Source organism: Paraburkholderia sp. CNPSo 3281 (assembly GCF_024206515.1).
GTDB classification, from domain to species: domain Bacteria; phylum Pseudomonadota; class Gammaproteobacteria; order Burkholderiales; family Burkholderiaceae; genus Paraburkholderia; species Paraburkholderia nodosa.
This window is the reverse complement of record NZ_JAMBPS010000013.1, coordinates 52,591-70,856: the sequence shown is the minus strand read 5'-3', so window position 1 is coordinate 70,856 and position 18,266 is coordinate 52,591. Positions and strand designations below refer to the sequence as shown.

Here is an 18,266-nt window from a genome sequence, read left to right as displayed (position 1 = left end):
GGAGAGATGACCATGCGTATTTTTCTGACCGGCGCGACCGGCTTCATCGGCTCGGCGCTCGTTCCGGAACTCATCGAAGCCGGTCACGAGGTGATCGGCATGACCCGCTCCGAAGCCGGCGCACAGGCGCTCGCCCGCGCGGGTGCAGGCGTGCATCGCGGCACGCTGGAGGAACCGGCAAGCCTGCGCAGCGGCGCGGAGCAAGCGGACGCCGTGATCCACACGGCCTTCGACCACGACTTCTCGCGCTTCGTCGAAAACTGCGAAAAGGACAAGCGCGCCATTGCGGCGCTCGGCGCGGCGCTCGCCGGCTCTGATCGTCCGTTGCTGATCACGTCCGGCACGGGCATCGGCAATGCCCAGCCTGGCGAGCTGGCGAGCGAGGACGTCTTCAATCCGGGCCATCCCAACCCGCGCATTGCCTCCGAGCTGGCCGGGCAGGCACTGCTGGAACAAGGACTCAATGTGGGCGCAGTGCGGCTGCCCCAGGTCCACAACCCGTTCCGGCAGGGGCTCATTACGCCGCTCGTTGCGATCGCGCGCGAGAAAGGCGTTTGCGCCTACGTCGGCGACGGCCAGAACCGCTGGCCCGCCGGCCACCTCTCCGACGTCGTGCGCCTTTATCGGCTCGCCGTGGAAAAAGGTCAGCCGGGCGCACGCTACAACGCGGTCGGTGAAGAAGGTGTGACGAGCCGCGAAATCGCCGAGGCGCTGGGCCGCGGGCTCGGCCTGCCGGCCGTTTCGATCGCGCCGGAAGAGGCGGCCGCGCATTTTGGCTGGCTGGGGATGTTCGTCGGCCTGGACATGCCCGCTTCGAGCGCGCTCACCCAGGCGCGGCTCGGCTGGCGCCCGAGGGGCCCCTCGCTGATTGCCGATCTGAACGAAGCGCGCTTCGCCGAGGTGGGCGCTTCAGAATGAGCCGATAGTCATCCTGAATATTCTCACCTCAGTGTCTCGTGGCCGATAGCGGCCACGAGACAGGCTCCGTGCACGATGCCGTTATCGCTGCGCTCACGCGGGGTCGCGTCGCGCGCCCTGCGCGCGCAAGGCCTCGGCGAATCTGCCCGGCTCCCAGTCCTCGCGCAGCGCGCGCTGCATGAGCGCCTGCTGGCTTTCTGGCGCGAGACCACCCAGGGGCGGGTCACGGTCGAGATTCGTGGGAAACGGATAGCCCTCGGCACACGACGCGATGACCGCCACGGTCGCGAGGTCGACTGCATCGCCTGGGCCCTTCCCGCGCCGCTCGCGTAGCACGGGATAGATCGCCTCGCACATGCTCGCGCGGTCGAGCGCTTCCATCGCGCGCCCCATTGCCGATGAAACCTGCAGCAGGTTCGCCATGCGCTGCACGTCGGCGGTGCGGTTCGCGCCCGCCGCATGAAATAGCGCGGGATTGAAGAACAGGGCGTCGCCCCTGGCAAGCGGCAATTGCACGCAATGCGCTTCGAAATACGCGCGAAAATCGGCTCGCCGCCATGCAAGATAGCCCTCGGCGTAGCGTTGCGAGTACGGCAGGAGTTTCGTCGGCCCGCTCTCGACCGGCATGTCGCTGTGCGCCACCGCCCCCTGGAGCGTGAGGAAAGCGGATACGTGATGCACGTGCGCCGGATAACGCTGCGCTTCCTCGATCGTCTGGAATCCCAGGTGATAGTCGCGGTGCGCTTCCTGCGCGGCGCCGCCCGGACGCACCACGTTGACCTGCGAGGTCATCTGATAGCACGGTCCGAGCCACGCCTCGCATACAGCCATGAGCGGCAGGTTCGCGAAGTAATCGGCGAATACGGCCGGCGCTTCGAGGCAGAGCTTCTGTTGCGCATTCCAGATGCGGTCGTTTGCACCCGCCTTCGCAAAATGGTCAGCACCGCTCGTGCCCTGCTCCCGCTCGGCCCGGATGATCGATTCGAACACGGCGGTCGCATCGTCCACTGGCTGCGTGTTCGCGTAAGCGCGCTCGAGCACCAGCACGCCAGCGCCGTCGCGCAGCACGTGCGCCCATTCCGCCTGCAACTGCGCGCGCTGCGCCGCGTCGTGGAGCACGCCTTCGAGCGCCGCGCAGTCGTACACGGGGATGCGCTGCCTCACATCGCAGGCGTAACGCAGCGGGGTGCCGTCGTCGCGCAGCCGGTTCACGAACGCGTCTAGCGAGCATTCGCGCTCGACGTACCATTGCCGCCCCAAATCCGCCACAGGTGTTTCGCGCTGATCCATGCGTCTGCCTCCGTTTTGAGTCAAGGATAACGTCGGCACCGGGCGCTGTGGATACCAAAGATCTATCAGAAACGCATCAGGAAGGCGGCGCCGTGACTGCTTGCGCACGTCACTCCAGCGGAAAGCCATCCTTGAACGTCTGCCGCAGGAACTCCGTAAAGTGCTTGACCGCGCGCGGCACCTGCGCACCATACGGCCGCACGACGTGCAATTGCGAAGCGAACGCGCCCACGGGGCGCCAGTTGGGCAGCAGGACGACGAGCTTGCCGGCCTGCAGCGCGGCCTGCGCGCTGAAATCGGGCAACAGCGCGATGCCGAGATGTTCCAGCGAAGCGTCGCGCAACGCTTCGCTGTTGTTCGCCGAGAACGGGCCGTTCACCGTCACCGTCTCGCGCGCGCCTTCCGCGCGGCGGCCGGCTTTCTCGAACGACCAGACGCCCGCACCCAGCGCGCGTGGATAGAACAGACAGTCGTGCTGCGTCAGATCCGCGGGGGTTTGCGGCGTGCCCCGCTGCTTGAGGTAAGCCCGCGTGGCGACGATGACCGAGCGCGTGTCGCAAAGCTTCCAGGCCACGTGGGTTTCCGGCACCTGCGCGCTATGGCGAATCGCGAGATCGAAGCCTTCGGTCGCAATCGAGCTGAGCCGGTCGGAAAGCTCCAGCTGCACGCGCACTTCGGGATGCGCGCGCGAAAACTGCGCAAGACGCGGCACCAGTTGCTGGCGCGCGAACGCCACGGGCGCGGTGACGCGCACCGTGCCGCGCGCGACATCGGCCATCTCGCGCACGCTCGCAAAACTCGCGGCAATGCTGTCGAACTGCGCGCGCGTGTCCTCCACGAGCCGCAGCCCCGCCTCCGTGAAGCGTACGCTGCGCGTGGTGCGCTGCACAAGCGGAACGCCCGCCACGCGCTCCAGTTCGGCGATGCGCTGGCTCACGGCCGCCTTGCTCACGCCCAGGCGCGTCGCCGCCGCGGTATAGCTGCCCTGGGTGGCCAGCACGTTGAGCCAGTGCAAATGCGTCCAGAGTGCTTCGACTCGCTGTGTATCCATCGATAAAAAGTCCGCGTCAAACCTCGTGATCCTCGCGCCGATACTAGCATGCCGCTCGCGCACTTTTCACAGACCACGCTAGCGATTGTTCACGGCTGAAAACAATCAATTCAGCGCCAGCGTCTTTCCTCGCCCCCGCCGCGTCCGTAGACTGGCGGCACGCACTCACCTAACGAGGAGATGACATGCAGCCCTATTCCGATTCCGCAGACGTGGTCCACTTCATCGGCGGCAAGACCGAGCGCGGTGCGGGCGACCGCACGCAAGCGATCTTCAACCCCGCGACCGGCGCCGCCGCGCGCCGCCTCGTGCTGGGCGAAGTCGCCGACGTGGACGCCGCCGTGGCGAGCGCGAAAGCCGCGTTCCCGAAGTGGCGCGACACGCCGCCCATTCGCCGCGCGCGCGTCATGCTGCGGTTTCTCGAGCTGATGAATCGTCACGCAGACGAACTCGCGGCGATCATCACGGCCGAGCACGGCAAGGTCTTCTCCGACGCGCAGGGTGAAGTGGCGCGCGGCATCGACGTAATCGAATTCGCCTGCGGCATTCCGCAACTGCTCAAGGGCGACTACACCGAACAGGTTTCCACGGGCATGGACAACTGGACCGTGCGCCAGCCGCTGGGCGTGGTGGCCGGCATCACGCCGTTCAACTTCCCCTGCATGGTGCCGTGCTGGATGTTCCCGGTGGCACTTGCAGCCGGCTGCACGTTCATCCTCAAGCCTAGCGAGCGCGACCCTTCGGCGTCACTTTTCATGGCGCGTCTGCTCAAGGAAGCCGGCCTGCCCGACGGCGTGTTCAACGTCGTGCAAGGCGACAAGGTCGTGGTCGACGCCCTCCTCGCGCACCGCGACGTGAAGGCCGTGAGCTTCGTGGGCTCCACGCCGATCGCGAACTACATCTACGAGACCGGTGCGAAGCACGGCAAGCGCGTGCAGGCGCTCGGCGGCGCGAAGAACCACATGGTCGTGATGCCCGACGCGGACCTCGACAAGACCGTGGACGCCCTGATCGGGGCGGGCTACGGGTCGGCCGGCGAGCGCTGCATGGCGATCTCGGTGGCCGTGCTGGTGGGCGATGTGGCCGACAAGATCGTGCCGCGCCTCGCCGAGCGCGCGCGCAGCCTGATAGTGAAGAACGGCATGGAAGCCGACGCGGAAATGGGCCCGATCGTCACGAAGCAGGCGCTCGAGCGTATCGAAGGTTATATCGCGACCGGCGTGGAAGAAGGCGCGAAGCTAATAGTGGACGGGCGCGGCCTCAAGGTGCCGGGCCACGAAGAAGGCTTCTTCACCGGCGGCACGCTGTTCGACAACGTCACGCCCGAGATGCGCATCTACAAGGAAGAAATCTTCGGACCGGTGCTCGCCTGCGTGCGCGTGAAGGACTTCGCTGAGGCCGTGCAGCTGATCAACGATCACGAATTCGGTAACGGCGTCGCCTGCTTCACGAGCGATGGCCACGTGGCGCGCGAGTTCGGCCGCCAGATCGAAGTGGGCATGGTGGGCATCAACGTGCCGATTCCGGTGCCGATGGCATGGCACGGCTTTGGCGGCTGGAAGCGCAGCCTCTTTGGCGACATGCACGCGTATGGCGAAGAAGGCGTGCGCTTCTACACGAAGCAGAAGTCGATCATGCAGCGCTGGCCGGAAAGCACCGAAAAGGGTGCGGAGTTTTCGATGCCGGTAGCGAAGTAACGGTTGTTGGTGAGAAGAAAGCCCACTTCACGTGGGCTTTTTTTATGCTTCACAAGCGGGTGGCGTTACATCTGCCCCCGCCGCGAGCAGATCTGGGCGATGCGCGAGATCGCGGACGGCTCCCTCGCGCCCGCCATATTCTGCAGGATGCACTCGTGATATGCCTTCTCGCGCGGCAGCAGCATTTCGCCGTTCCGGTACAGCGCGTAGCACGAGCGCTGGATATAGTTCGACGCCACCTCGTTGCGGGCATCGCGCAATCCAGCCAGCATGCAGTCATCATAGGACGACTGACCATCGGCCAGCGCCGCATGCGAGGTCAGGAGGCCCAGCAGGCCAATCGCAGTCCGCAGGGTGAAGCTCCATCCGCCATTCTTTGCCATGACGTTCCTTATTATGCTTCTTGTCTGTCTGCTTGAATTTGCGTGGCGTGGACACTGGCCTCGCAGTCGCAGCAGTGTATCAAAGGACGTCATTCATGCTTTGATGGAAGTGTCACCTGGGAGTCGCCATTGGTCTCATGACGACTTCGGTATTGCGAGGTTCGTACGAGGCTCATGCGATTGAGGGAATACTGCTGCAAACGGAAGGAGTCGCCCATGAAGGACACCGCTTCGCCGCGCCGCAAGCGCACGGCGCGTTTCGTGGAGATTGCCGAAGCCGCGGGCGTGAGCCCCGCCACGGTGGACCGCGTGCTCAACGAGCGCGGCAGCGTGTCCGCCGAGATGCGCGCGCGTGTCGTAGCGGCCGCCCGCCAGCTCGGCGTGCCGCGCGTGTTACCCGAAACGCATCACGGGCTGGTGCATATCGACGTGCTGCTGCCGCAAAACAGCGCGCCGTTTTTTCAGCGCCTGACGCTGGGCCTCGAGCGCTCCATGCAAATGCTCGACCGGCGCATCGTGCTGCACCGGCAGTTCCTGCCCGAAGCCGACGACGACGTGATCACGCGCGCCGTCCTGCAGCCGAGCTACAAGCGCGCGGGCCTGATCGTCACCACGCACGACACGGCCGCGGTGCGCGACGCGCTGCGCACCGTGATCGCTCAGGGCGAGGCCGTGGTGACGATGGTCACCGACATCGACGCGGTCGAGCGCGTGCATTACGCGGGCATCGACAACCGGCTTGCGGGCCGCACGGCGGGCTATTTTGTCGGGCGCCTGGCAAAGGAACCGGGCCGCGTGCTGCTGATCTGCTCGCGCAAGGACTATCACGCGCATATCGAACGGATCAGCGGGTGCCGCGAACAGTTGGCCGAATTGTTTCCGCACCTCGTTTGCGACGAAGAGGCTGTGGAAACCCTCGATGACGTGGACCAATGCCATCGCGCGGTGCTCAAGTCGCTCAAGCGCGGCGGCGTGGTCGGCATCTACAACAGCGGCTACGCGTCGGCGGGCGAGGCTGCGTTGCGCAAGGTGGGCGCGACGGGAAAGATCGTGTGGGCAGGCCATGAAATGCTCGACCTGCACCGTCAGTACATCGAGCAGGGGACGATGGATATCGCCATCGACCAGGACCCTGACGGGCAAGTCATCTCGGCATTGCAGCACGCGCTGAACGCATGCGGTGTGCTCGAAACGCCAGCGCCTCCGGGGCCGGTGGAGTTCCGGATTTTTTGCTCGGCGAATGTGAGGCGCAACCCATATCTGGGCGTTGGGGTTTGAGTGTCCAGTTTCAGGCCGCGGCATTGTCGCGCGCAGACTCCTTCTCGACTTCTTGCCACAAATCGCAAATCCAGTCGCGCATGAGCAGCGATTCGCGCCAGCGGTCGGTCGTGTCGTTGCCATCCGGCCCGATGATCGCGTAAGGCTGCGGCCCCAGTTCGCAGGTGAACGCGAGCGTATCGTCCGCGCCCGCACGCTTGCGCCAAGAACGAAAGCCGTAGCGCCACCAGTCGAGAAAGAGATCCACCCATTTGCGGTGCGGCGCGAAAGAAAGCTCGATCTGCACCTGCTCGCGGCTCGCCACGCGGCCATGAAATGCCCACGAAGCATCGAGTATGCGATGCATGAGCGCGTGATTCTCTTGCGAAACCGGCCACGCGAACTCGCGCCCTACGAGATAGTGCGAAATGTCGCCAAGCAGCTTGAGGTCCGGCCGCGCGTCGAGCAGATCCAGCGTGAAATACAAATCCGTCGTCATGCGGTCGCGATGCATTTCGATGTAGACGGGCACGTCCACCTGCTCGGCCAGCCGCTGCCAGCCGTCCAGCAAGGCGAGCGCCTCGCGCTGCGTGCGCGGGCGCACGTCGGGCTGAAGGTCGACGTGGTGCAGGCCGAACTCGGTTGCGAGTTCGAGCACCGGTTGCAGGTCGTCGACGGTCGTCGGGAAGCATTGGCCTTCCGCCGCGAGCCCGTACGTTTTGCGCAGCTCCGCGAGGCGCTTCACGTCCTCGCGCTGCGCGCAATGCGCGCTCACGCCGTCGAAGCCCGCTTCGGCGATCATCTGCACGTTTTCCTCGAGCGTGCGCTCGTAGCCATCGGTATGGCGGCGTTCCATCGACCAGAGCGACTGGAACACCATGAGTCGTTGCGCCATCATGTCTCCGTTCTGCGTCTTAAAGGGCTTCCGTGTTCGACACCGATGTCTCCTTGATCCGGTTGGCCGTGCTTCGAGCGGCACCGTCTTCCTGGAATCCAACATAAGCGGCGCGCCTGCCGCGCTCAACGGAAACCTTGATGAAATTTCGTCAATTTTCGTCCAGGTCGATGGGGTCCATCGGGTTCGTGTGGTCCTGTTCCGTGCCGAGCATGCGCGAAATATCTGCGACGAGCGCATCCACGGCCACGCGCACCTTCGACGGCATGTGCCGCGCCTTCTGCCGCACGACGTGAACTTCGTCGCCCATCACGCTCCTGCTGTCCATGACGAGTTCGAGTCGGCCGTCGCTCAAATACGGGCCCATGAGCCAGCACGGCAGCCACGCGAGACCGGCGCCGGCGGCCGCCGCATCGGCGATCGCCAGCAGGTCGTCGAAGCACAGCCGCGACGCGAGCCGGCACTCCTCGACTTCGCCGCCGGGGCCGCGCACGCGCCACGCCGGGCTCTGTCCGGCGCGGCCATACGCGATGCCGGTATGCGTGGCGAGCGCGGCGACGTCCGCGGGCTTGCCGTGCTGCGCGAGATACGCCGGCGACGCGCAGATGCCCATCCGCTGCACACCAAGCCGGCGCGCGACGAGCATGCTGTGGTCGGGCAGCGTGCCGATGCGCACGGCGAGATCGAAGCCGTCCTCGACGAGATCGGCCACGCGGTCGCTGAACGAGAGTTCGACATTCAGACGCGGATGCTCCTCGACGAGCCGCCGCACCACGGGCGCCACGCACTGGCGCCCGAACAGCACCGGCGCGCTGATCCGCAAGCGCCCCGCAGGCTCGCGCCGCCCGTGATCGAAGGCGGCTTCCACGGCGCTCAGCTCGCCCAGCACGCGGCGGCACTGCTCGTAGTAGGCGTGGCCTTCGTCGGTGAGGCTCAAGCTGCGCGTGGTCCGCTGCAGCAGGCGCACGCCCAGGCGCTGCTCGAGCCGCGCGACGATCTTCGCCACCGCCGAGCGCGTCACGCCAAGGCGCTCGCCGGCGGCTGAGAAGCTGCCCGCGTCCACCACGTCCACGAACTCGGCCACGCCGCTCAGGCGATCGTCCATATCCTGACTCCTTTTGTATCTTTCGAGGCGACAAAGAAGCTCCAGAATCTCACCAATGTCGCCTGGCAAGCAACACTATCATAGGTGCTCCCACTCGTACTGGAGCAGTCATGAACGCATGGAAACTGAAGGCCGGCAGCGGCTATGGCGCACTCGCGCGCGCCGACTTCACGCCGCGCGCGCCCGGCCCGCATGACGTGGTCGTGAAGATTCACGCGGCCGCGCTCAACTATCGCGACCTGATGTTCGCGCGCGGCGATTACCTCGGTCTTGGCGACACGCCGCTTGTACCGCTCGCCGACGGCGCGGGCGAAGTGGTCGAAGTCGGCGCGGCGGTCACGCGCTTCAAGCCCGGTGACCGCGTGATCAACACCTACTTCCCGCATTGGGTGGACGGTGCGCCCGCGCCGTGGAAGGTGCGCGAGTCGGCGGGCGCACAGGTTGACGGCGTGCTCGCAGAGCGCTTCGTCACCGCGGAAACCTCGCTCGTGTCGATCCCCGCGCACCTGAGCTACGAGGAAGCCGCGACGATCTCGTGCGCCGGCATCACCGCCTGGAACGCGATCTTCGCCGATGGCGAGGCGCACCCTGGCGCGACCGTGGTGCTGCTCGGCACGGGCGGCGTGTCGATCTGGGCGTTGCAGCTCGCCCACGCGGCGGGCTTGCGGACCATCATCACATCGTCGAGCGACGAGAAGCTCGAACGCGCCCGCGTGCTCGGCGCGACCGAGACCATCAACTATCGTTCGCACCCCGAGTGGCAGGACGAAGTGCTGCGGCTCACGGGCGGCGAAGGCGCGGATATCGTCGTGGAAGTGGGCGGACGCGATACGCTGCCGCGCTCGGTGGCCGCCGCGAAGATGGGCGGACTCGTTTCGATCATCGGAGGCGTGACGAGTTTTGCGGGCCCCGAACTGGGGCTGCTTTCGGTGATCGGCGGAATCAAGCGCCTGCACGGCATCATGGTCGGCAGCCGCACAATGCTCGACGACGTCACGCGTTTCCTCGCCGCGCAGCAGATTCGCCCCGTGGTGGATCGCGTGTTCGCTTTCGACGAAGCGCCCGAGGCTTACGCGTGGCTGGAAGCCGGCAAGCATTTCGGCAAGGTGGTGATACGCGTGGCGTAACAGCACGCAGGCAGAAAAGCGAAGCGGGCACGCCAGGTGCCCGCTTCGTTCTACAGGTACCGGTCGCTTTAGAAAACCGGATGCCCGTTGATCAGGCTGGGCAGCCACGTCGAGAAGAACGGAAAGTAGGTGACCAGATTGATCGCGCTAAAAATCGCGAGATAGTACGGCCACGCGACCTTGGTCGTTTCCCCGATCGACACGTCGCCGATTGCACAGCCGATGAACTGCACCGAGCCGATTGGCGGATGCACGAGGCCAAGCGCGCAGTTCAGCAGGATCATGATGCCGAACTGCACCGGGCCCACGCCGCTATGCATGGCGAGCGGCAGGAAGAGCGGCGTCGTGATGAGGATGTGCGCCGCCATGTCGATGAACGTGCCCAGAAACACCTGGATGATGTTGATGTAGAGAAGCATCAGCCAGGGAAGCGTCGTGGCATGTTCGAGCACGCGCTCGATGGCCTCCGGAATCTCCAGATAAGCCATCTGATAGCGCAGCATGTTCGACACCGCGATCAGCAGCAGCACGACGCCCGTGGTCTTGGCCGCACGCGAGAGGGCGAAGAACAGCTTCTCCTTCGTCATCGAGCGATACACGACCACGGTGAGCGCGAGCGAATACACCACGGCAATCGCGGCCGCTTCTGTTGCGGTCGCAATGCCCCGCGCCACGCAGAAGAGAATGATCGCGATCACGAGCAGCCCGGGCAGCGCGCCGAGGAACGCCCGCACCACGGCGAGCCAGCCGGGAAACACCTGCAGCCTGGTCGAGCCGTCCGCGCTGCGCGGATAGCCGAAGCGGCGCGCCTGCCAGTAGGCGGCAACCAGCACGAAGCCCATCACCCACAACACCGGCAGCAGGCCCGAGAACAGCAGGTCGCCAATCGAAACGCCGCTCATCTGCTGGCCGTTCAGTGTGCCCGTAATGCCTTGCGCCGCGAACGCGTAGATGATCATGTTCGTCGAGGTGGGCATCAACGCGCCCGCCAGCGACGAGTGCGTCGTCACGTTGACGGCATAGGCTGCGCTATAACCTTCGCGCTTCATGAGCGGAATGACCACGCCGCCCATGGCCGACGTGTCGGCGGAAGGCGAACCGGAAACGCCGCCGAACAGCGTGCACGCGACGACATTGGCCATGCCGAGACCGCCGCGAAAATGCCCCACGGCGGCCTGGGCGAAGCGCAGGATGCGGTCCGCAATGCCACCGTGCAGCATCAGCTCACCGGAGAAGATGAAGAACGGCACCGCGAGAAACGAAAACGCGTTCATGCCCGAGATCATCGACTGCATGGCAGTCGCGGCCGGCAGTCCTTCGTAAAGGTACGTGCTGACGCAGGCGAGACCCAGGGAGAAAGAAACCGGCACCCCAACGGCGAGGAGCACCAAAAAACTGAGCGAAAGAATTGCGAGTTCCATGTTTGCCCTACTTTGCCTTGCGTACGAACAGTGCCAGCAGATGCTCGAGCGAAAACAGCACGATGCAGGTGCCGGCCACGATCGGAATGACATAGCGCACCGCTTCCGGCACACCGAGAATCGCGATGCGGTCGTCCATGGTCGTTTCCGCCATTTGCAGGCAGCCGAAGAAAATCGCCACGCCAAGCGCGATCAGGCAGACGTGCTGGAACGCCTCCGCGATCAGTTGTCCCCGCGGGGAGAGTTTCTTGACGAGCGAATCGAGACCGATATGCCCGCGCTCGCGTACCTTGAGCGCGGCGCCGAACATGGCGATCGTCACCACCAGCAGCAACGCGATCGGCTCGACGAAATCGGGTGCGCTCTCGAACACATAGCGCATGATCACGCCATAGAAGACGAGAATCGTCAGCGCGGCGAGCGCGACAGAGGCCAGGATCGTCAGCAGGCGAAACAGTAAATCGTTGGGGAGTTTCAGGAAGGTCATGATCCATCCTTGCACGGTACACACTACACAACTGCGTTCTTTCGGCTCCGCGCCGCTTGCGACGCGGAGCCCCGGGCTTTAGTGAATCGCCTGGATTTCGTCCACGATCTTCTTCATATCGGGCGTCTTTTCATACTTCGTCCAGACCGGCTGCATGGCCTTCACGAAGGCCGCGCGATCGACCTGCGCAGCCGGAATGATGCTCGCGCCGCCCTTTTCCACCGTCTTGCCGGCCGTATCTTCGCGCGCCGTCCAGAGCTTCACGTAGTACGGCACCGAGTCGGCAGCCGCCTTCTTGATGATCTCCTGCTCCTGCGGCGTGAGCGTGTCCCATACCTTCTTCGAGAACACGAGCACTTCCGGCGTCATGGCGTGGTCGGTCTCGGAGTACACCTGCGCCACTTCGTAGTGCCTGGTTTCCTCGTACGACGGCAGGTTGTTTTCCGCTGCGTCCACGAGGCCCGTCTTCAGGCCCGTATAGACTTCGGCGAACGGCATCGGCGTGGGCGTGCCGCCCATGGCCTTGATTTCGTCGACCATGAGGTCAGACGGCTGCACGCGCACCTTCAGGCCTTTCATGTCGGCCGGCGACTTGATCGGACGCTTCGCGTAGATCGAGCGCGCGCCGCTCTCATAGAACGTCAGCGCGATCATGCCCTTGGCCTTGAACGCGTCGAGAATCTTCTGGCCTTCGGGGCCATACATCACCTTGCGGAAATGGTCGATGTCGCGAAAGAGGAACGGCAGCGAAGGAATCATCGATTCCGGCACGATCTCGTTGAACGCGGCGCCATTGGCGCGAACCATGTCGAGCGCGCCAATGCGCACCTGATCGATCGTATCGTTCTCCGAACCGAGTGCGCTGTTGCCGAACACCTTGATGGAGTCCTTGCCGCCCGTGGCCTGCGAAATTTCCTCGCCCATGTGCTTGAGCGCCATGTTGGTCGGGAAGGTGTCGCTGTGAACGTCGGCGACGCGGAACACGCGCGCGTGCGCGGCGCCTGCGGTGAGCGCGAGCGCCGCGGCCAGAACGGTCATTGCGGTCTTCGCGGTGCGTGCACCATGTGAGTTGCGAAAGGTCTTTTTCATTGCTTGCCCCAAGAATGGAAGAGTTGTTTTCGAGCCGTGTTTGGGCTGATTCGCTGGCCAACCGGGTGTCTCAGAACCGGTGGATGATGCCTGCACCTACTGCGACCATGCTGCGGGACGAAGACGGCGTGGTCTGGAACCCGTCGCCGACGTCGCGGTCGCGTTGATGATCTGCGTAGCGTTGCCTGCCGGCGTGAGGGTCTTGCCGTTTGCACGCTGGAAAGCCTGCAACGCGTCAATTCCCGTGCGCCTGGAAAGCGCCTCCGATCTCCTTTTGTTCTTCGCGCGCCACTTCTGGAAAACGTTTTCTCGAAATTTAATGTGTTCCTTTCGAAATGGCTAGTAGGTAGTTACGCGGAGCGGCGCAGGGTTGGCGCGTCCGAGTCGGCGGATCGGGAGCAGGCGTGACGAGGCCGCCGGCCGTTGCCTGGCGGCCAGCGCGGGGGAAGTACAGCGATCAGGAAATCAGCGGCAGGCGACGGTCGAGTCGCGCACGACCAGGCGGGGTTCGAGCACGACCTGCTCGACATCCGCGCGGCCGGCGAGGACGTCGATGAGCTTTTGCATGGCCAGCTCGCCCATGCGCTCGCTCTGCCCGTCGATCGTGGTGAGGCGCGGCTCGACGTATTCGCCATACGGCACGTTGTCGATGCCGGCGACCGAGACGTCCTGCGGCACGCGAAAGCCGAGCAACCTGGCCTCCTTCATGAAGCCGAGCGCGATGAGGTCGTTGTAGCAGATCACCGCCTGCGGGCGCTTCGGCCCCAGCATCACCCGCGAGCAGGCCTGCTCGCCCGCCTGGGCGGTCGGCGCATGCGTCTCGTAGACGTCGAGCGTGAGGCCGGCCTCGGCCAGCGCCTCGGTGGCGCCGGCAATACGCTCGTCGTTGATGGTCGCCGCGGCGAACCCCAGATAGGCGACATGGCGGTGCCCGAGATTGAGCAAATGACGCACCAGCATCGACGTCGCGAGCCGGTTGTCGAACCCGACGGTGGGCATGTCGAGCCCGCGCACGGTCCGGAGCATGACGACCGGCTTGCCCAGATTCTTCGTCCACCTGGCGATCTCCTCGGAAGCCCGCGAGCTGAGGATGAGGCCGTCCACGCGCGGCGCGAGCGCTTCGATGAGCGAGCGCTCGCGCGCGAGATTCTCCTCGGCGTCCACGAGCAGCAGCGTGTAGTCGTGCTGGAGCGCCACGCGGTTCGCACCCTTGACCACGTTCGTGAAGTGCGGGTTCGCGATGTCCAGAATGGCGATGCCGATCGTGCGCGTGCGCCCCGTGATCATCGAGCGCGCCAGCGGATTGGAGCGGTAGCCGAGCAGCTCGATGGCGTCTTTGACTTTCGCCTCCACCGCCGGCGAAAAGCGCTGCGTGCCGTTCACGTACTTCGATACCGTCGCGACCGAGACGCCGGCCATGGCGGCAACATCGCGAATCGTCGGGGAACCACTTTTCATAGGTTGGCAACGCCAGGGAGGATCGACGGCGAGCATTGTCGCAGAAACAGACCTGGGGTGAACCCCGGTATTCGCCGCAGGTATTCCTCCATTGACGCTGCGACTCGCGATGGCTATATTCGGAAAACGTTTTCCTCGTGTTTTCAATATCAAAACAATTCCCAGGGAGCCCTGATGTCGCAACACTCACTTGCAGCCAAACCGTTCGGCCGTCTTCTTCTTACTGGCGCAGGCGGCAATCTGGGCCGTCAGTTGCGCGGCGCGCTCGCGAACTGGGCCGACATCGTGCGCGTCAGCGACATCACGGAACTGGGCGAGGCGGAGCCGCACGAGGAAACGCGCCGCGTCGACCTCTCGGATCGCGAGGCGGTCATGCAACTCGTGGAAGGCGTTGATGCGATCGTGCACCTGGGCGGCATCTCCATCGACGCGCCGTTCGACGATCTCCTCGAAGCCAACATTCGCGGCACGTACAACCTCTATGAAGCCGCGCGCAAGCACGGCATCAAGCGCATCGTCTACGCCAGCTCCAATCACGTCACCGGTTTTCATCCGGTGACCAGCGTGCTCGATACCGACGCCGCGCACCGGCCGGACAGCCTGTACGGCGTGACGAAATGCTTCGGCGAATCGCTGTCGCGCTATTACTTCGATCGCTTCGGCATGGAAACGGTCTGTCTGCGCATCGGTTCGTCGTTCGAAGAACCGAAGAACGCACGCATGCTCGTCACGTTCCTGAGCTATCGCGACTTCATCGAACTCGTGCGCTGCTCGCTGTTCACCAATCGCGTGGGTCATGCGATCGTCTATGGCGTGTCGGACAACCCGGCAAGCTGGTGGGACAACGGCAAGGCGGGTTTCCTCGGCTACCGGCCGCGCGACAGCTCGGCGGCGTACGCCGAGCGCTTCCCGGCGAGCGCGCCAAACGCCGAGCTTGCCGACTCTGCGCAGCAGTACCAGGGCGGCCCGTTCGTGCTGGGCGAGCCGATGCAAGGCGCCGAACTCTTATCGAAGTCCTGATAAATCGGGAGACCGCGCGGGAGACCGGCTCGGTCGCCTGAGGGCAAACCGCCCTGGCCGCGAAGCGGCTGGGGCGGGGTTGTGCGGCGATTGACAGTTAGTTGCACATTTATTGTCGCCATGCGCCCACGGCTACCCTCGCCGGGCAGCAAATACAACCTACAGGCTGTATTTTCAAATTACAGCCTGTGATTTGTATTTTTACTTTACAGGGTATAGACTGTATTCGACCGCGCCGCGCGTTTCCGTTTGCATCGGCCGTCTGCAGCGGCATTGCGCCGCCCGGAGTTGCCGTGGACTACCCTCTCAAGACCCTGAGCCAACTGCGCCCGATTCTCGTCGGCTTCCGCAAAAAAGCCGGCCTCACCCAGAAAGACCTCGCCACGCGGCTCGGTATCTCGCAGCAAAGCTATGCCTCGTTCGAGGCGAATCCCGAAGCGGCGAGCGTCGAGCGGCTCGTGCGGGTCCTGCGGCTCGTCGACGTCGAAATCAAGCTCGGCGCGCCCGAAGCCAAGGCCTCGCCGGACGCGGCGAAAGCCGCGCCCCGCCCGGCCAGAACCCCCGGGGCCGCAGCCAAGACGTCGAGCGCCGCCAAGCCTCCGGCCGCCCGCAAACGCACCCGCACTACGCCAGCGGCCCCAGCGCCGCAGCGCCAGTCCACCGCCCGCCGCAAGCCGAGGGAGGACTGGTGAGCGCACGTCCACGCCTGCCCAACCGGCTCGACCTGTGGATGAACGGCCTCCCAGTGGGCTACTGGGAGAACGCGCGCGGCAACGAACGCCTCGCGTACCTCGACAGCTGGCTCGACGACGAGCAAGGCCGCCCCCTCTCCCTCTCGCTGCCGTTCACGCCCGGCAACCAGCCCTACCGCGGCCGGATCGTCGCGGACTATTTCGACAATCTGCTGCCGGACAGCGACCGCATCCGCAGACGCATCGCCGCGCGCTACCAGACTGGCGGCACCTCGCCGTTCGAGTTGCTCGCCGCGCTCGGCCGCGATTGCGTGGGCGCGCTGCAGATACTTCCCGCAGGCGTTGCGCCTGCCGGCCTGAAGAGCATCAAGGGGCGCGCCCTGAGTGAAGGCGACATCGCGCAGCTGCTGCGCGAAACCACCGCCACGCCGCATGCGGGCGAGCCCGATGCTGTGGACAGCCTGCGGCTGTCGATCGCCGGGGCGCAGGAAAAAACCGCGCTGCTGCGGCATGGCGGCCAGTGGCTGCTTCCGCAGGGCAGCACGCCGACCACGCACATCCTGAAGCTGCCGCTAGGCCTCGTCGGCAACATGCGCGCCGACATGCGCACCTCGGTGGAAAACGAGTGGCTGTGCACGCAGATCATCGCGGCCTACGGTTTGCCCGTCGCACCGTGCGAAATCGCGCAATTCGAGGACGCGAAGGCGCTGGTCGTGGAGCGCTTCGACCGGCGTCTTGCGAGCGACGCCAGATGGATCGTGCGTCTGCCGCAGGAGGACCTGTGCCAGGCCACGGGCACATCCGGCCTCGCCAAATACGAAGCCGACGGCGGCCCCGGCATCGACACGATCATGCAGGTGCTGGACGGCTCCGCGCGGGCCACGGCCGACCGCCGCAACTTCTTCGTCACGCAAGTCATCTTCTGGCTGCTCGCGGCCACGGACGGCCACGCGAAGAACTACAGCATTGCGCTGCTGCCCGGCAGCCAGTACGCCGCCACGCCGCTCTACGACGTGCTCAGCGCACATCCGGTCGTCGGCCGGGGCCGCAATCATATTGCGCCGCAGCGCGTGAGCCTGGCGATGGCCGTGCGCGGACGCAACCGGCACTATCGCGTCGAGGAGATCTATCCGCGGCACTGGATCGCGCAAGGCCAGCGCGTGGGATTCGCCGCGGCGGAGGTCGAAGCGATGCTAGCGCAGGTAGCGGCGCAAACGCCGCGCGTGATCGAAGCCGTCGCGGCGCAGCTCCCCGCCGGTTTCCCCGCAGATGTAGCCGACGCCGTTTTCGCCGGCATGCGCCGACTCGCCGCGAGGCTCACCGCGTAGGCGAAATCAGCCGCGGGCAAGCTCCTCGCCGTCGATCGCGCGCGTGAGCAGGTCGAGAAAGGCCTGCATGGTTTGCGGCAGCGTGCGGCCCGCCATCGTCTGGATCTGCAGCGTGCGCTGATGCAGCTCCGGGTTCGTGAGCGGCACGGCGGCCAGTCCCTCCACCTCGAGACGGCCGCGCACGGTCAGAAAACCGGTGAACGTCACGGCATCGGTCAGGCGTACGAATCGTTGCAACGCCACATGATAGTTGCTGACGAACACCGGCTCGAAGATCAACCCTTCGAGGCTGCACGCGATGTCAAGCAGTTGGCGGATCGTCACGCCCTGGCTGTTCATCGCGACCGGCCACGGGATCAGATCGCGCAGCGACAACGACTCGCGCGCCGCCAGCGGATGATCGCGCCGCATGAGCGCGAATATCGGCGCGCGCTGCGAACAATGCACGGCAATCTCCGTCTCGGGCGCGACGCTGAAGCACAGCGCGATATCGGCCGTGCCCTCGCGCACGCGCTGCGTTGCAACAGAAGGCGCCGACACGTCCAGCTGAAAATGCGTTTGGGGATACGTCCTGAGAAAGTGAGCGAACACCTGTGGCAGAAAATCCGGCGCGAGGCCTTCGGAACTCGCGACACGGATGGTCGCGCGGCCGCCCTCGCTCAGCCCGCGAATCTCGCCGACCACGCGCTCCGTTTCGAGCACGCTGCGCCGCGCGTGTTCGGCGAGCATGCGCCCCGCCTCGCTCAGCACCATGCCGCGCGGGCGCCGTTCGAATAACGGCGTGCCGAGTTCTTCTTCGAGCCGGGCGATCTGGCGGCTGAGCGCCGAAACGGCGACGTAGAGCCGCTCGGACGCCTTGCTCAGCGAGCCGCTGCGGGCCACTTCCAGAAAATAGCGCAGTGCGGTGTTGTCCATGTCGATGAGCGCGGTCTCGTCCGCTTTGCCGTTTCGGCAAAGATAAATCACAAATATTGTAATTGTGCAGAAATATCGGCGGTTGCACGATCGTTCGACGGCTGCAGACGGCCTCAAACAGAGGGAGACGCGC

General features: G+C 65.1%; 17 protein-coding genes and 1 pseudogene. 7 read left to right on the top strand and 11 right to left on the bottom strand.

The genetic code is table 11. The annotated features are described in order from the left end of the window. The first annotated feature begins 12 nt into the window (after nucleotides 1-12). On the top strand, nucleotides 13-918 hold the full coding sequence (locus M3I56_RS15895; protein WP_254354798.1) for an SDR family oxidoreductase: 906 nt from the start codon (nucleotides 13-15) through the stop codon (nucleotides 916-918). A gap of 93 nt (nucleotides 919-1,011) precedes the next feature. On the opposite strand, the gene M3I56_RS15890 is transcribed toward M3I56_RS15895, so the two are convergent. Then, complete coding sequence (locus M3I56_RS15890; protein WP_254354797.1) at nucleotides 1,012-2,208, bottom strand: phytanoyl-CoA dioxygenase family protein; 1,197 nt, start codon at nucleotides 2,206-2,208, stop codon at nucleotides 1,012-1,014. 109 nt (nucleotides 2,209-2,317) lie between these two features. Beyond that, on the bottom strand, nucleotides 2,318-3,259 hold the full coding sequence (locus tag M3I56_RS15885) for a LysR family transcriptional regulator (RefSeq protein WP_254354796.1): 942 nt from the start codon (nucleotides 3,257-3,259) through the stop codon (nucleotides 2,318-2,320). Between the two features lie 185 nt (nucleotides 3,260-3,444). Between M3I56_RS15885 and M3I56_RS15880 the strand changes: the two genes are divergently transcribed. Further along, a complete protein-coding gene (locus M3I56_RS15880; protein WP_254354795.1) occupies nucleotides 3,445-4,956 on the top strand; it encodes a CoA-acylating methylmalonate-semialdehyde dehydrogenase in 1,512 nt (503 codons plus the stop codon). Between the two features lie 65 nt (nucleotides 4,957-5,021). Here the strand turns inward: M3I56_RS15880 and M3I56_RS15875 are convergent, their stop codons facing one another. Continuing rightward, a complete protein-coding gene (locus M3I56_RS15875; RefSeq protein ID WP_254354794.1) occupies nucleotides 5,022-5,339 on the bottom strand; it encodes a VF_A0006 family four-cysteine protein in 318 nt (105 codons plus the stop codon). 216 nt (nucleotides 5,340-5,555) lie between these two features. Between M3I56_RS15875 and M3I56_RS15870 the strand changes: the two genes are divergently transcribed. Further along, nucleotides 5,556-6,617 (top strand): LacI family DNA-binding transcriptional regulator, encoded by a 1,062-nt coding sequence (locus tag M3I56_RS15870; protein ID WP_254354793.1) that lies wholly within the window; start codon nucleotides 5,556-5,558, stop codon nucleotides 6,615-6,617. A gap of 10 nt (nucleotides 6,618-6,627) precedes the next feature. Here M3I56_RS15870 and M3I56_RS15865 read toward each other — a convergent pair whose 3' ends face one another. After that, entirely contained in the window at nucleotides 6,628-7,494 is an 867-nt protein-coding gene (locus tag M3I56_RS15865; protein WP_254354792.1) for a sugar phosphate isomerase/epimerase, read from the bottom strand. A 148-nt stretch (nucleotides 7,495-7,642) separates the two neighbouring features. After that, a complete protein-coding gene (locus tag M3I56_RS15860; protein ID WP_254354791.1) occupies nucleotides 7,643-8,596 on the bottom strand; it encodes a LysR family transcriptional regulator in 954 nt (317 codons plus the stop codon). 110 nt (nucleotides 8,597-8,706) lie between these two features. On the opposite strand from M3I56_RS15860, the gene M3I56_RS15855 reads away from it, so the two are divergent. Beyond that, on the top strand, nucleotides 8,707-9,723 hold the full coding sequence (locus M3I56_RS15855; RefSeq protein ID WP_254354790.1) for an NAD(P)-dependent alcohol dehydrogenase: 1,017 nt from the start codon (nucleotides 8,707-8,709) through the stop codon (nucleotides 9,721-9,723). 68 nt (nucleotides 9,724-9,791) lie between these two features. On the opposite strand, the gene M3I56_RS15850 is transcribed toward M3I56_RS15855, so the two are convergent. From M3I56_RS15850 to M3I56_RS15830, 5 genes and pseudogenes are all read right to left on the bottom strand, one after another. Next, nucleotides 9,792-11,144: a TRAP transporter large permease gene (locus M3I56_RS15850; protein ID WP_254354789.1), complete on the bottom strand. Its 1,353-nt coding sequence runs from the start codon at nucleotides 11,142-11,144 to the stop codon at nucleotides 9,792-9,794. A 7-nt stretch (nucleotides 11,145-11,151) separates the two neighbouring features. Further along, the gene (locus M3I56_RS15845) at nucleotides 11,152-11,631 is read right to left on the bottom strand and encodes a TRAP transporter small permease (protein ID WP_254354788.1); all 480 of its coding nucleotides are present in this window, start codon (nucleotides 11,629-11,631) and stop codon (nucleotides 11,152-11,154) included. A gap of 78 nt (nucleotides 11,632-11,709) precedes the next feature. Then, entirely contained in the window at nucleotides 11,710-12,669 is a 960-nt protein-coding gene (locus tag M3I56_RS15840; RefSeq protein ID WP_254354866.1) for a TRAP transporter substrate-binding protein, read from the bottom strand. 121 nt (nucleotides 12,670-12,790) lie between these two features. After that, nucleotides 12,791-12,981, bottom strand: a pseudogene (locus M3I56_RS15835) (porin); the annotation flags it as partial. A gap of 204 nt (nucleotides 12,982-13,185) precedes the next feature. After that, nucleotides 13,186-14,178 (bottom strand): LacI family DNA-binding transcriptional regulator, encoded by a 993-nt coding sequence (locus tag M3I56_RS15830; protein WP_254354787.1) that lies wholly within the window; start codon nucleotides 14,176-14,178, stop codon nucleotides 13,186-13,188. 174 nt (nucleotides 14,179-14,352) lie between these two features. Between M3I56_RS15830 and M3I56_RS15825 the strand changes: the two genes are divergently transcribed. The 3 genes from M3I56_RS15825 (at nucleotide 14,353) to M3I56_RS15815 (ending at nucleotide 17,218) form a co-directional block, all read left to right on the top strand. Further along, nucleotides 14,353-15,198, top strand: a complete 846-nt coding sequence (locus M3I56_RS15825; RefSeq protein WP_254354786.1) for an NAD(P)-dependent oxidoreductase — start codon at nucleotides 14,353-14,355, stop codon at nucleotides 15,196-15,198. A gap of 293 nt (nucleotides 15,199-15,491) precedes the next feature. Continuing rightward, nucleotides 15,492-15,890, top strand: a complete 399-nt coding sequence (locus tag M3I56_RS15820) for a helix-turn-helix transcriptional regulator (RefSeq protein WP_254354785.1) — start codon at nucleotides 15,492-15,494, stop codon at nucleotides 15,888-15,890. Further along, entirely contained in the window at nucleotides 15,887-17,218 is a 1,332-nt protein-coding gene (locus tag M3I56_RS15815; protein ID WP_375541734.1) for a type II toxin-antitoxin system HipA family toxin, read from the top strand. Before M3I56_RS15820 ends, M3I56_RS15815 begins: the two co-directional genes overlap by 4 nt. A 6-nt stretch (nucleotides 17,219-17,224) precedes the next feature. Here M3I56_RS15815 and M3I56_RS15810 read toward each other — a convergent pair whose 3' ends face one another. Then, entirely contained in the window at nucleotides 17,225-18,133 is a 909-nt protein-coding gene (locus M3I56_RS15810) for a LysR family transcriptional regulator (RefSeq protein WP_254354784.1), read from the bottom strand. Nucleotides 18,134-18,266 lie beyond the last annotated feature (133 nt).